The 14,151-nt window shown below is 64.4% G+C and carries 10 protein-coding genes; 4 read left to right on the plus strand and 6 right to left on the minus strand.

The genetic code is table 11. The features are described from left to right. Positions 1 to 203 precede the first annotated feature (203 nt). From V6W80_RS10360 to V6W80_RS10385, 6 genes are all read right to left on the minus strand, one after another. Positions 204 to 707 (minus strand): DUF2934 domain-containing protein, encoded by a 504-nt coding sequence (locus tag V6W80_RS10360; RefSeq protein ID WP_160922336.1) that lies wholly within the window; start codon positions 705 to 707, stop codon positions 204 to 206. Further along, positions 704 to 3,511 (minus strand): malto-oligosyltrehalose synthase, encoded by a 2,808-nt coding sequence (treY, locus tag V6W80_RS10365; RefSeq protein ID WP_338546937.1) that lies wholly within the window; start codon positions 3,509 to 3,511, stop codon positions 704 to 706. The genes V6W80_RS10360 and treY overlap by 4 nt, the downstream gene beginning before the upstream one ends. Further along, positions 3,508 to 5,574 (minus strand): 4-alpha-glucanotransferase, encoded by a 2,067-nt coding sequence (gene malQ, locus V6W80_RS10370; RefSeq protein WP_338546939.1) that lies wholly within the window; start codon positions 5,572 to 5,574, stop codon positions 3,508 to 3,510. The genes treY and malQ overlap by 4 nt, the downstream gene beginning before the upstream one ends. Beyond that, positions 5,571 to 7,376 (minus strand): malto-oligosyltrehalose trehalohydrolase, encoded by a 1,806-nt coding sequence (gene treZ / locus V6W80_RS10375; RefSeq protein WP_338546942.1) that lies wholly within the window; start codon positions 7,374 to 7,376, stop codon positions 5,571 to 5,573. The genes malQ and treZ overlap by 4 nt, the downstream gene beginning before the upstream one ends. Before the next feature lie 159 nt (positions 7,377 to 7,535). Further along, complete coding sequence (glgA, locus tag V6W80_RS10380) at positions 7,536 to 9,119, minus strand: glycogen synthase GlgA (protein WP_237509563.1); 1,584 nt, start codon at positions 9,117 to 9,119, stop codon at positions 7,536 to 7,538. A 346-nt stretch (positions 9,120 to 9,465) separates the two neighbouring features. Beyond that, the gene (locus tag V6W80_RS10385) at positions 9,466 to 10,587 is read right to left on the minus strand and encodes a mechanosensitive ion channel family protein (RefSeq protein WP_338546945.1); all 1,122 of its coding nucleotides are present in this window, start codon (positions 10,585 to 10,587) and stop codon (positions 9,466 to 9,468) included. Positions 10,588 to 10,912: 325 nt separating this feature from the next. Here V6W80_RS10385 and V6W80_RS10390 point away from each other — a divergent pair, with 325 nt between their 5' ends. The 4 genes from V6W80_RS10390 to tauC all read left to right on the plus strand — a co-directional run bounded on the left by V6W80_RS10390 (position 10,913) and on the right by tauC (position 14,146). After that, the gene (locus tag V6W80_RS10390; protein WP_017639939.1) at positions 10,913 to 11,284 is read left to right on the plus strand and encodes a response regulator; all 372 of its coding nucleotides are present in this window, start codon (positions 10,913 to 10,915) and stop codon (positions 11,282 to 11,284) included. A gap of 166 nt (positions 11,285 to 11,450) precedes the next feature. Then, complete coding sequence (tauA, locus tag V6W80_RS10395) at positions 11,451 to 12,482, plus strand: taurine ABC transporter substrate-binding protein (RefSeq protein ID WP_338546948.1); 1,032 nt, start codon at positions 11,451 to 11,453, stop codon at positions 12,480 to 12,482. A 70-nt stretch (positions 12,483 to 12,552) separates the two neighbouring features. After that, complete coding sequence (locus V6W80_RS10400; protein ID WP_338546950.1) at positions 12,553 to 13,341, plus strand: taurine ABC transporter ATP-binding protein; 789 nt, start codon at positions 12,553 to 12,555, stop codon at positions 13,339 to 13,341. After that, positions 13,331 to 14,146: a taurine ABC transporter permease TauC gene (gene tauC, locus V6W80_RS10405; protein WP_338546952.1), complete on the plus strand. Its 816-nt coding sequence runs from the start codon at positions 13,331 to 13,333 to the stop codon at positions 14,144 to 14,146. Before V6W80_RS10400 ends, tauC begins: the two co-directional genes overlap by 11 nt. Positions 14,147 to 14,151: the final 5 nt, after the last annotated feature.

Raw genomic sequence — 14,151 nt, forward strand, 5'->3', positions numbered from 1 at the left:
TCTCAATACCTGCCGGTGGCTGAATCGATACAGATCCGGCTACCTGCATATGAAAGGCCCGGCGCAGCGCAGTTCCGAGCTCCCATGGCGAGCCGACAAAGCGTTGTTTTTGCAGGAAAAATCAGAAAACCAGGGATAACGCAGACGCCGCAGCGAGGCGGCAGAGAGAAGGCCTGGCCGAGTGGCCAGGCCGGAACATCACATCACTCGCTGGCGGCGGGCTTGGCCGTCGTCGCCTTGGCCCGGGAGGCACGCGGCTTCTTCGGCGTAGCCGGTGCCACACCTACGCCGGTAGCCTCGACGTTGGCATCGGCCTTGGCCTTGCTGGCCGTGGTCTTGCTCGCGGTGGTCTTGCTGGCACTGGGCTTGACCGCCTGCTTGACCTTGGAGGCGACCTTCTTGGCAGCCGACTCGACCTTCTCGGTCACGGACTCACCGGTAGCTTCCGCCTCGGTGGCCGCCTTTTCGCTGCCACTCTTGGTCTTGCCAGCGGTGCGGGCCTTGCTCGCCACGGGCGTGTCCGCGCCCGCAGTGGTCTTGGTTGCACGAGGCTTCTTGGTCGCGGTCTTCTTGGCCACGCCTTCCTGTTCGGCTTCGTACAGTCGGGTCGCCATTTCCCAATGGCGATCGTGTTCGTGGGCCGGCCGTCCTTCGGACTCCCAGATCTGATAGGCGAGCTGCTGGATGCGTTCGTCTTTTTGGGTCATTGCGGTACGGCTCCTTGAGTGATGTCTTGTGTGCTGAGCAATCCAAGCGGAAAACGTGCCAGAACCTCGCCGACAGAAAGCTCTTTCTTCTGGTCATGGACAGACGAAGGGGCGAAAGTTTCCCCAAAACGGTACATGGACAAGGTTTCCGGGAGTTTTATCCGGGTATCACCCCAGGCCGCTGCAGAAAAGCGCAATGTTTCGCTGTTCTCCAGCAGGTCGGAGGCATGCACCGGCACGATGACGATCACCGCCTGCTGCTCCCAGGTACGGGCGAAGGCCAGTACCTGATCGGCGTGGGCGCCCGCAACGGACAGCGGGAGGTAGCTACCTTCGGTGAACAGCTGTGGCTGCAGCTTGCGCAGTTGCAGCACGCTGGCCAGCACCTGTTGTTTGATCTCGCCGTTCTGCCAGGTATCCAGAACCGCGTCGGCAGTGGTGTGCTTGGCCAGGGCCTGCTGCCGCGGGGCGTAGTCCACGGCGCGGCGATTGTCGGGCTCCACCAGGCTGAAATCCCAGAATTCACCACCTTGGTAGAGGTCGGGCACGCCGGGCGCGGTATTGCGCAGCAACATCTGCACCAGGCCATTCAGGGCGCCGGCCGGGGCCAGTTCACGGACGGCTGCAACGATCTCGCGGCGCAGGGCAAGATACTTGTCGTCGGTGAGGAGGCCTTCCAGGAAGGCCTTGCAGGCCGCTTCGTAGTCGCCATTCGGCGCCCACCAGTCGGACTCCAGCTTCTCTTCACGCAGGGCCTTTTCCTGCCACTGCAGCAGGCGCTCCAGATAGGCCTGCAGGCCTTGCTGGTCATCGGCCTGCAGCTGTAGCGGCCAGCTGGCGAGCAGGGTCTGGTAGAGCATCAGCTCATCACCTGGGGTCGGTGCGGGTGCATCGTTCCACTGGCCGCGCAGAGGAGCAGCCTGATCCATCCAGCCATTGACTTGGGCGATATAGGCTTCCGGACGTTCCGAGACCACCGCCAGGCGGGCACGGGTGTCTTCGCCACGCTTGTGGTCGTGGGTCGCGGTGGTCAGCATGTTGCGCGGGAAGTGCTCGGCACGCCAGCCGCTGGCCTGGTGGAAGGCGCTGACCGGCTGGGCAAAATGCTGCGGATCGAAGCCCACGTCGTTACGCGACAGCAGCGGTGCGGAGCGATAGCAGGCGGTGTCTTCCACGGCCTTGGCGGCGATGGGCGAGGTGAGTTGCTGGAATTTGGTGATGGCGCGGCGCTGTTCGCGTCGGGCCACGCTGCCCACCGGCTTGTGGCGCGGCGCATCGCCACCCAGCCAGGCGCGTAGTTGCTCCAGCAGCGGCTGCTCCGCTTCGCTGACATGGGGGCGGGCGGCCTCCAGCGCGGTATCGAACCACTGGGCATCGGCGCCGACGAAACCCGCCGCGCCGGCATAGGTGCGATAGACCTTGAACTGCACGATCAGCTCCAACAGCACCCGGCGGATGGCGCCCTGGCTGGTGTCGCGGGTACGCCAGTCCTGTTGGGCCAGCAGGTGCAGGGTGTGCACGGCCGATTCGAACTCGCTGGACAGTGCGCCGGTGAGCACCAGGCGCCGTGCTTCCCGTACCTCTTCGAGGAAGTCCTCGGTACGACCGGTCTGCTCGGCCCAGAACCGGCGCAGCGGCGCTTCACCGCTGGCCGCATGCTGCACCGCCGAGACCTCGTTCATGAACTCGTAGCCGGTGGTGCCATCGATGCCCCAGCCTTCGCGCAGTTGCTCGCCTTCGGCCAGGATCTTCTCGATGTAGATGGGGAAGCCATCTTCCGGCGCACCGCCGGTACGACTGGCACAGAGATCGTCCACCCGGCGGCGCAACTTGCGGCAATAGGCGCGCGGATTGGCCAGGCCGTCGATGTGATCCAGGCGCAGGCCGTCGAGCAGGCCTTCACTGATCAGGCGGAAGATCAGCGAATGGGTTTCCTCGAACACCTCGTGGCGTTCCATGCGCAGGCCGCCCAGTTCGGTGATATCGAAGAAGCGCCGCCAGTTTATGTCGTCCGAGGCGGTGCGCCAGCTCGCCAGGCGATAGTGCTGGCTCTCCAGCAGGGTGTGCAGGCGTTCCTGATTGGCCGCTTGGCTACCGTCGAAGGCAGCGACCGCCTTGTCGATGGCGGCTGCCACGGCCGGGTCCTTGGCGGCGTCCGCCAGCTGGCGCTGGGCGCCGCGGGCTTCTTCCAGGTCCTTGGCACGCGCTGAAAAGGCGTCGGCGAACAGGCTCAGCTGGGGCAGGTCGCTCTCGCGCAGGATCTGGCCGTAGGTACCTGGATTGATGGGGAAGTGGTGGGCGTAGTATTCCACGCGGAAGGCGCCTTGCTCGGCGTCGAACACCAGCTTGAGCTCACCGGCCTGCAGCACGTTGCCGTAGGCGTCACCCAGGAAGGGCAGCAATACCTGGCCCTGTAGATCAGGGTCCGGCCCATACCAGTTGATGTCGTAGAAGCCGGCATAGCGGCTCTGGCGGCCCCATTCGAGGATGTCCAGCCACCAGGCGTTCTCCGAGCCGCCCACGTTGGTGTGGTTGGGCACGAAGTCGGCGATCAGGCCCATGCCGTGTTCGCGCAGGCGGGCGACCAGGCGCCGCAGCGCCTCTTCGCCGCCCAGCTCCGGGTTGACCCGGGTCGGATCGACCACGTCATAGCCGTGCACGGAACCGGCGCGCGCGGTGGTGATGGGAGAGGCATAGAAGTGACTGATGCCCAGCTTGGCGTAGTACTCCACCAGGGGCAGGGCGTCGTCGAAGGTGAAGTCCTTGTGGAACTGCAGGCGTACGGTAGCGCGCAAGCGACTCATCGAGTGTTCTCCGGATTGTTACGAGCAGTGCTCAGCACGCGTAGGCGTCGTTCAGGGGTAGCGGCATCCAGCAGGCGCTCGGCGGGGTCGTCCCAGCGGCGCAGCCAATTGGGGTGTTCCTTGGTGGTGCCGGGCAGGTTGGCCTGCTCCAGCTGACCCAGGGCGTCTTCCACCGGCAGGATGATCAGGGGCGCCGGGGTACGGCCGATGAAGTCGATGGCGGCATCGACGGCTTGTTCGACATTGCTTTCACGGCTGTCGTCCAGCTCCAGGACCTTGGCCAGGTATTGGCGATCCTCGGCGCGTTCGTCGAGCCGGTCCTGGCGCGAAGTACCGTCGGGCAGCAGGCCGAGCTCTTCCTGCCAGTCGGCGTCGCGACCCTGCCACCAGCCGGTGAGCGTCGGCAGGTCGTGGGTGGTGGGCATGCCCATGGCCGTGTCCGACCACTGCGCGGCCTGCTTGAACGCCTTGTCGTCGCGCTCGAACAGCAGTACCTGCATGCCCATGATGGCGCGTTCGGCCAGGCGTTCACGGAAGCCCTCGGGCACCGTACCCAGATCTTCGCCCATGACCACGCAGCGATGCCGCCAGGATTCCAGGGCAACCAGGCGCAGCAGGTCGTCGATGGGGTAGGAGAGATAGGCGCCGTCGGCCGGGGAGGCACCCTCGGGCACCAGCCAGAGCCGTTGCAGACCCATCACATGGTCGATGCGCACACCGCCGGCGTGCGCGAAGTTCGCCTTGAGCATCTCGATGAAGGCGCGGAAGCCGTGCTGGATCATGCCGGTAGGCGAGAAGGCGGATATGCCCCAGCCCTGGCCTTTCTGGTTGAGCAGGTCCGGCGGACAACCGACGGTGACCGAGGCCAGCAGCTCTTCCTGACGACTCCAGGCCTGGCTGCCACCCCCATCCGCGCCCACGGCGATGTCGGCGATCAGGCCGATTTTCATGCCGGCTTCGCGGCACTGCGTCTGGGCGGCGGACAGCCCTTCGCTGGCCAGCCATTGGGTGAAGGCATAGAACTCCACGTCCTGGGCGTGGCGTTCGGCGAATTCGGCCACGGCAGGATTCTTGGGATCGCGATACTGCTGCGGCCAATGCTGCCAGCTGGGCGAGGCATCGCCCTGGGTGAAGGAGGCATGCAGCGCCTCAAAGCGGCAGTGGTTCTCCAGCGCTTCGCCACCGTCGCGGCGGAAGGCCTCGAAGCGCTCGCGCAGATCGCCACTGGCGGTACGGAAGTCCAGGTGCAGGGTACGTAATAGGCGCAGGCGCAGCTTGGCCAGGGCCGGCCAGTCGATCAGCTCAAGCTGTTCGAGGCGCTCGGCTTCCGCCTGCAGGCCGGCACGCTGCATGGCCTGGCGCACCGGATCGGCGCCCAGCACTAGCTCTGGCGCTGCATAGAGCACATTGAAAAACACCCGACTCGACGGCGAATAGGGGCTGTAGCGACTGCCATCGGCGCTGAACATGGCGTGCAGCGGGCTGATGGCCAGGGCGTCGGCGCCCTTGCTGCCGGCAGCCTTGGCGAGTTGCACCAAGCCCTGCAGGTCGCCCGCGCCGCTGCCACCCTCGCGCCTGAGGCTATAGAGCTGCACTGCCAGGCCCCAGAGGCGGGCCTGTTCGTCGCCTGTGGCGTCGGCGATAGTAAAGCAGCGCTCCGGCGCAACGGCCAGGATCAGGGCTTCACCACCGATTTCCGCCTGGTGATAACCGGCGGTGCTGATGGGCGCGAGCTGGCCCTGGTCATCTACCTGACCTTCCAGGCGCTCGCCGTCTTCCAACTGCACCTTATAGCGGACGCCACGCTTGAACTGGTCAGGTGTCCCGACGGGTTTACCGACCACGGCCGTGAGGAGGGGTGGCAGATGATCCTTGTCGCCGACCTCGGCCAGCTTGCGCAGGCTGGCGTCGATGTCAGCATCACTGTCCGCGGGCAGCTCGATGGCCTTGAGCAGATTGCGCAGCGCCTCGGGACTCACCCGTTGGCGCTTACCGTCGTAGGCGGTCCATTCGATGGCGATACCGGCGGCCTTGGCCAATTGTTCCAGACGATCGCCACTCATGCCTGTTTCTCCAGCCAGACCAGTGCGCAGTGGGCAGCCAGCTGACCGTCCTGCCGGGCTGGCGCCGCCGCCGCGTCGCTGCTGTGCAGCAATTCACCCTGGGGTGCCTCGTCCACCTGCACGGCGTTCTCGCTCAGGTTGAGTTCGATGATCAGGCGGCTGCCATCGGCCAGGCGCCAACGTGCCCGTACGGCGCGCTCGGCCAGAGCTTCGGCGCCCTCGGCACGGGCGCCTTCCAGACGCGGGAAGAGTTCCCGGTGCCGGATCTCCAACAGTTCGCGATACAGGCCGACCCAGGCCGCATGATCGGGCTGATCGGCCTCGCCGAAGTTCGGCTTGGAGTCTTCGAAGGTCTTGGGTGCGTTCGGATCGGGGATCTGCTGGCGATGCTCTTCGCTGGTGAAGAAATCGAAGTCCTTGAATTCGTTACGGCGACCGTCGCGGACCAGTTCGGCCAGCTCGTCGTTGTGGCTGGTGAAGAACAGGAAGGGTTGGCGGCTGCCCCATTCCTCGCCGATGAACAGCAGCGGAATCATCGGGCTGAGCAGCAGCAGGGCAGTAGCGGCCTTCAGCGCGGGCTCCGGCGCCAATCGGGTCAGGCGTTCACCGAAGGCACGGTTGCCGACCTGGTCATGGTTCTGCAGGAAGATGACGAAGGCCGAGGCCGGCAGGTCCTTGCTGGGTTCACCCCGGGTCTTGCCATGGCGGGTCTGCTCGCCCTGGTAGATGAAACCCTCGCCCAGGCATCGCACCAGCTTGGCCGTGGCGTCCTCGGTGAAGTCCTGGTAGTAGCCTTCGTTCTCGTCGGTGAGCATGGGGTGGATGACGTTGTGCCAGTCGTCCGCCCACTGCGCGTTGTAGTGCTTGCCGCCGAGCAGGGTCGCGGTGTTGTCTTCGTTTTCCAGCATCAGGTGGATGTGGCGACCCGGTTCGACGGTGCTGCGGATCTCCTCCGCCATCTCTTCGAGGAAACCCTTGTCGTTGATGGCATGGACCGCGTCGAAGCGCAGGCCGTCGAAGCGATACTCCATCAGCCACAGCAGGGAGTTGTCGATGAAGTAGCGGCGCACGGCGTCCTGGCGGAAATCGATGGCGGCGCCCCAGGGGGTATGGATGTCTTCGCGAAAGAAGCGCTCGGCGTAGGCGTGCAGGTAATTGCCGTCAGGGCCGAAGTGGTTGTAGACCACGTCCAGATAAACCATGACGCCATGGGTGTGGGCGGTATCGATCAGCGACTTGAGATCGTCCGGGGTGCCATAGGAGGCCTCCACCGCATAGGGCAGCACGCCGTCATAGCCCCAGTTGCGGCCGCCGGGAAATTCCGACAGCGGCATCAGCTCGATGGCGGTGACGCCCAGCGCGGCCAGACGCGGCACCAGCTTCTCGACGCCGGAGAACCCACCCAGGGTGCCGACGTGCAATTCATAGATGACGCTTTCGTGCCAAGGACGGCCTTGCCACTCGACGCTGCGCCAGTGGTAGGTGGTCGGGTCGATGACGATGCTCGGCTCGTGCACGTCGCCGGCCTGGGCCCGAGAGGCCGGATCCGGGACCAGCAGGTCCTCGATCTGGTAGCGATAGCGGGTACCGGCGCCGCATTGGGCTTCTACCGCGAACCAGCCGTCTTGCTCGGCTTCCATGGGAAGGGTCATGCCACCTTCCAGGACCACCGACACGGCGTCGGCGCTGGGCGCCCAGAAGTGAAAGAGGGTGCGGTCCTTGCTCACCAGGGTGGCACCGGCACGGGTCTGCCAGGCATAGCCCCCGGTCACCGCGGCTGCATCGCGCGAAATATCAGTCATGGATAGAGAACTCCCGAAACCGGACGGCAGAAAAGACACTGCGGCCCAGTTGGCCGCAGTTGCTGTTATGACCGGTGAGAGCTGCTCAAAGTTGGGCGGGGGAAGCGCTTTTCGTCGGCCTTTTGCCGAAGGAAAAGCGCTTGGTAGCCACATCGAGCCTCAGGCGCCGACGTGACGCTCCTGGTGAGCGGTGGTCTGGAGCAGATCGAGGTACAGCGAGGCATAGGGCTTGGCGCATTCGGACCAGAAAAATGGTCCCTGCATCGCCCGGTGACGCATGGCCAGCAGCAAGCCCTGACGTTCGAACACACCCAGGGCGCGGTCGATGGCGCCAAGGTAGTTTTCCAGCGACAGCGGGGCGAACAGGAAGCCGGTGGTACCGTCCTCGATGCTGTCGGCCAGGCCGCCAGTGCGGGTGGCGATCGGCAGGGAAGCGAAGCGCTGGGCGTACATCTGGCTCAGGCCGCAAGGCTCGAAACGCGAAGGCATCAACAGGAAGTCGCTGCCGGCGTACATCCGCCGGGCTTCGGTTTCGCAGAAGCCGATGTGGGCACTGACGCGACCCGGATAGCGCAGGGCCAGGGCACGCACCTGGCGCTCGATATGGGGCTCGCCGCACCCGATGATCATCAACTGGCCACCGCGGGCGACGATGTGATCGGCGGCCTGGATGGTCAGATCGATGCCTTTCTGCTGGACCAGACGCGAGACCACGGCGAACAGTGGGCCATTGGACGGCTCGAGGCCGAATTCTTCGCGGATGCGGGCGGCGTTGACCGCCTTGCCGTCCCAGTCGGATTCGTGGAACTGCTGGCAGAGGTGCGGATCGCTGCAAGCGCTCCAGCCATCGTCGATGCCGTTGAGCAGGCCGGTCAGCTTGCCGTCCCGCGCCTTGACCTGCAGCAGGCCTTCCAGGCCACAGCCGAATTCCGGCGTGGTGATTTCCTGGGCGTAGGTGTGACTGACCGTGGTGATATGGTCGGCATAGACCAGACCGGCCTTGAGAAAGGAGACCTTGCCCCAGAATTCGAGGCCTTCCATCTGGAAGGCGTGGGCCGGAATGTCCAGGTCGGCCATGACCGAGGCCGGGAACAGGCCCTGATAGGCCAGGTTATGGATGGTGGTCAGGCAGGGAGTGCTGGCACCCTTCCAGCGCAGGTAGCCGGCGGCGAGGCCGGTCTGCCAGTCGTTAAGGTGCAGCAGATCCGGAACCCAGCGAATCGAGGCATCGCCCAGGGCGAAGTCAGCGGCAGCGCTGGCCAGACGACCGAAACGGATGTGGTTGTCAGCCCAGTCGGCGCCGTTCAGGTCGCCGTACGGGTTGCCCGAGCGCTCGTACAGCTCGGGACAGATCAATACATAGACGACCAGCCCGTCGTCCAGATTGACGCGACCAATGTCACAGGCGGGCATGGCGGCACGGGCAGCGATGCGGCCGACCATCTGCACACGGTCCTTGATCGCAGCCATCACCTGACGGTAACCGGGGATCAACACCCGGACATCATGGGAGGCCGCGAGGGCGCGCGGTAGGGCGCCCGAAACCTCGCCCAGGCCACCGGCCTTGACGAAATCGGAAATCTCCGGGGTCACGAAAAGAATGCGCTTGCGGCTTTCGACAACGGAGCTCAGCGTCAGCTGAGGCTCTTCGACACGCTTGCGAGGAGAGCTGGATGTGGTGGTGCGAGTGGCAGTTTCTACGGGCTCCAGAGCCCCAAATTTCCCCACGACGGCATTTGCCATGGTGCGCTCCCAATGCAGCAAGTTCGAGACTGAGGTTTACCTGATTGCTTCTTCCTGAAGCTCGATGCTCCTGGTTCAAAAACGCCTACAGCCGAGCTGCTACAGCCTTTTTGCCGGTCACCTCTTCTGAGATGTCTGGATTTGGGCGAGAACTGCTTCGCGGATTTCCAGATTGCTCTCGCACTGACTCACGGACGACGTCACAAGTTTCCCGCGGGAATGTTGCGGTCTTGCTTCGCGTTGCCAAATACATGCCCAAAAGGTGACGCTCATTCTTGGTGCGCTAAGAAATAAGGGCCAGGTGAACCGCTTTATGGGCGCCTGATCGCTGCAATTGGCCGAAAAATCAGACTTCTGGCTGGCGTACGACTGGCTCCTGCCTTTCGTCGGATCGCGGCGTGGGAAGGGCATCGCGGCGTCCCAGTTCAGTCCGTAGCTTGGGCAGACAGAGGGGGAATTCGCGATTGATATAGGTGATCAGCCGTTCCCGCACAAAGCAGCGCAGGTCCCAGTTCTTCGAGGAATCGCCCGAGCTCACCAGTACCCGGATCTGGATGGAATCATGGGACGCATCGGTCACCTGCAACACGCAGACACGCTCGTCCCATAAATGGGGCACTTCGGCACAGGCGCGTTCCAATTCGGTGCGGATCGGCGCCAACGGCAGGGAATAGTCAACCCATATGAAGACCGAGCCAATGAGACTGGACGACGAGCGTGTCCAGTTCTGGAAAGGGGTTTCGATGAAATATTGCAGGGGCACTACCAGGCGGCGGTCGTCCCAGATGCGTACCACCACATAGGTACCGGTGATCTCTTCCACGCGCCCCCATTCACCCTCGACGATGACCACGTCATCCAGCCGGATCGGTTGGGTCACGGCGATCTGCAGGCCGGCGATGAGATTGCCCAGGACCGGGCGCGCGGCGATGCCTGCCACCAGGCCGGCGACACCGGCGGAGGCGAGCAGGCTCGCACCTACTTGGCGCACCGCCGGAAAGGTCATCAGCATCAAGGCGATGCCCACCAGCAGGACGATAAAACTGAGGCTGCGTACCAGCACCCGGTTCTGCGTCTGAATCCGGCGGGCCCGCAGGTTGTCCACCACATCCACCGGATTGCGCAGGGCGATGGTGGCCCCGACGGCCTTGACCGCCCGGAGGCCCAGCCAGGTAAAGGCAGCAATGCTCAGTAGACCGGTGACGTGCTGTACGGCGCGCAACAGTGGCAGGGCATCGGGTGCGGAATTCCAGACACCTTGGAGCACCACCAAGGGTACGGCGAGGCGTGCGGGTTTTTCTGCGTACTTGACCAGGTTGCGAGCGAGCAGGAAGGGACTGGCCAGGCGGCGGATGGCGGCGAATGCCAGCGTCAGGGCGATGATACTGATCAACAGGGCGACCGCCGCCGCAATCAGCGCGGTGACCCAGGGGGCGTTGAGCCAACCCGTCCAATCGATGGCCGTCATGCGCATTTTCCTCCGGCAGACGGCTCCCCGTGATCCTGAAAAGCTGACACGCCGGGAATCGCGAGGGAGCCTTTCGAGATACCTGTTTTCCGACTGAGGGGCTCCGGTACGGTTCCCTGGAGGAACCAAGCTTTCTAGTAATACCACCCCTTAAATAGAAGGCTTTGGTTACCGGACAATTTTTTTGTAATCAGTGAGGCAGGATGTCGCACCACACGACTAAGCTCAGGGGAGACTGCGCAGCTGACGCCAGATAGGAGTAGAATTCGCGCCCCAACGAGATACGTCCAGTCAGATGGCGGACCTGCGGAGATCGAGCGGATTTATGAAACCAGTGGTAGTGGTCGTCGAAGACGAGAACATGTTGCTCGGGCTGATGGAAGAGGTGCTCGAAGGTGAAGGCTTTCAGGTGCGCACCTTTGGTACCGCGGATCAAGCCTGGGAGTACCTGTCTAGTGCACGTCCGACGCCGGATCTGCTGATCACCGATGTCCGCATGCCAGGTGCCATCGATGGTCTGGAGCTGGCGCGCCGCGTCAAGCAGCAGCTGCCGGGTCTGCCCATCATCGTCTCTTCGGGTTATTTCGAAGAACTCCAGCCCGAACGCGCCCCCGATATCTACTATCTGCCCAAGCCCTGGCGCTTCGACGATCTGCTGGCTGGCTGCTTCCGCTTCCTCAATCAGCGCAAAGGCTGATCCCTGTCTCTTGCGGCCTGGTTCCAGGCCGCGGCTCGCTGTTCGGGACGGTTACCTTGCCAGCCGGTAGATGACCTTCCGGCTCTCTGCCTAAGCTGATTCCATGTAGTTATTTATCAAGCGATCTTTAGATCGTTTAGCTTGGCCTCCAACAGGCATCGCGTTGATGCCGAGGACGCGCTTTGGCGCGTCTGCCGACAAGGAGGCCTTTGTGAATTCGCTGATCAAATCCCTGGTTCTGGCTGTAGGCATGGCAGCGCTCGCGGGGCAGGCGTCCGCGGTCGATCTGGTGGTGGGCTACCAGACCGGTGTCGATCCCTCCAAGGTCGCCCAGGCCGATGGCCTCTACGACAAGGCGGTCGGTCACAAGATCGACTGGCGCCGTTTCAACAGTGGTCCCGAGGTCGTCGCCGCACTGGCTTCGGGGGATGTGCAAATCGGCAATCTAGGTTCCAGCCCCCTGGCAGCGGCCACCTCGCGCAAGCTGCCGCTGGTGACCTTCCTCGTCGCCGCACAGATCGATTCCGCCGAAGCCCTGGTGGTGCGCAATGGCAGCGGTATCGACCAACCCGAGCAACTGGTTGGCAAGACCATCGCCACCCCCTTCGTCTCCACCTCGCACTACAGCCTGCTCGGCGCGCTCAAGCACTGGGGCGTGGACCCGACCAAGGTCAAGATCGTCAATCTCAATCCCACCGAGATCGCCGCGGCCTGGCGCCGGGGCGACATCGATGGCGCCTTTGTCTGGTCACCGGCGTTGGGCGAGATCAAGAAGAACGGCAAGGTCCTCGCCGATGCGGCCCAGGTAGGCAGCTGGGGGGCACCGACCTTCGAGGTCTGGGTGGCGCGCAAGGACTTCGCTGAAAAGCACCCCGAAATCCTCGCCCAGTACGCCAAGGTCACCTTGCAGGCCTTTGCCGACTATCAGGCCCACGGCAAGGACTGGAACGCCGGGTCCGAGCAGGCCAAGAAGATCGCTCGCCTGACCGGCGCGGACGCCGCTGATGTGCCTGAGCTCCTCGCCGGGTCCCGTTATCCGGACGCCGAGGCCCAACTGAGCCCTGAGCTGCTCGGTGGTGGCACGGCCAAGGCCATCGCTCGTACCGCCGAATTCCTCAAGGAACAGAAGCGCATTCCCACGGTGCTCGACGACTACTCTCCCTATATCAGCGCCGAATACGTCCGCGCGGCCCAGTAACGACCCTTCTTCACGCCACGACTCGCCCCTCTTTGGAGGGGCTTTTTTTCCCTGCCGACAGGAGCCGGTCATGAGTCGACTCACCCTGGAACAGGCCAGTCTCGGATTCGTCCGCGGTGGTCGCCGTCAACCGATCTTGCAGCAGCTCGACCTCGCGGTGGAGAAGGGCGCTTCCCTGGTGGTACTGGGGCCGTCCGGTTGCGGTAAATCCAGCCTGCTCAACGTCCTCGCCGGGTTCCAATCGCTGGACGCGGGGCGTGTGCAGCTCGATGGTCGTACCTTGGCGGGACCGGGCGGCGAGCGCGGCGTGGTGTTCCAGGACGATGCCCTGATGCCTTGGCTCAATGCCCTCGACAATGTCGCGCTCGGCTTGCGCCTGCGGGGGTTGAGCCGGCGTGAACGCGAGGACAAGGCCCGCGAGATGCTTGACCTGGTCGGGCTGGCGCACCATGCCGGCCATGGCATCGGCGAATTGTCCGGGGGGCAGCGCCAGCGCCTGGGGCTCGCCCGCGCCCTGGCGGTGGATCCGGATTTCCTGCTGCTGGACGAACCCTTCGGCGCCCTCGACGCCCTGACCCGGGAACGGATGCAGGTGCTGCTGCTGGAGGTATGGAAGCGCACCGGCAAGGGCCTGTTCCTCATCACCCACAGCGTCGATGAGGCGCTGTTTCTGGCCACCGATCTGCTGGTGTTGGACGGGCCGCCGGCGCGCATCGTGCGGCGCCTGGACGTGCCTTTCGCCCGCCGTTATCTGGCAGGGGAGCCCGTTCGCCGGATCAAGGCCGATCCCCGTTTCGCCGAGCTGCGCCAGGAGTTGCTCGACCTCTTTCTGCAGGAGTCGCCCGATCATGTCCTCTGACACCCTCGTTTCCACTCTGCAGGACTCCCGAGAGCGCCGTCGATTGCGCCTGGATCGCCGTCGCGTGGCGGCGCTAGGCACCTTGGCCGGCGTGGCGACGCTCTGGTGGAGCGCGACCCATCTGGGCTGGGTGGACACCCTGTTCCTGCCGTCGCCCGAGCAACTGCTGGTCGCCCTGCAGGGGCTGCTCGCCGAGGGCTACCTGGATGCCAGCCTCTGGCAACACCTGGGCACCAGCCTCCTGCGAGTCCTGGCTGCGCTACTGGCAGCCGTGTTGACCGAGGTGCCCCTGGGTATCGCCATGGGCCTCAATCCCACGCTGAATGCCGCACTGGATCCGCTGGTGGAGTTCTATCGACCGATCCCGCCGCTGGCCTATCTGCCGCTTATGGTGATCTGGTTCGGTATCGGCGAGTTGTCCAAGGTGCTGCTGATCTATCTGGCGCTGTTCGCACCGTTGCTGATCGCCACCGTGGGCGGGGTGCGGCGGGTCGATCGAGCGCGTCTCCAGGCAGTGCGCTGCCTGGGCGCGTCGCGAGGGCAGGTGGTGCGTCACGTCATCCTGCCCAGCGCCTTGCCGGACATTCTCACCGGCCTGCGTATCGCCCTGGGTGTGGGCTGGTCGACCCTGGTGGCGGCCGAGTTGATCGCCGCCAATCGCGGCCTGGGCTTCATGGTGCAATCGGCGGCGCAATTCATGGCCACCGATGTGGTGGTGGTGGGCATCCTGCTGATCGCCAGCATCGCGCTGTCCATCGAGCTCGGCTTGCGCGCCCTGCAGCGACGCTATGCCGGTTGGCGCTGAGGAGC

Source organism: Pseudomonas benzopyrenica (assembly GCF_036884265.1).
Classification (GTDB): domain Bacteria; phylum Pseudomonadota; class Gammaproteobacteria; order Pseudomonadales; family Pseudomonadaceae; genus Chryseomonas; species Chryseomonas benzopyrenica.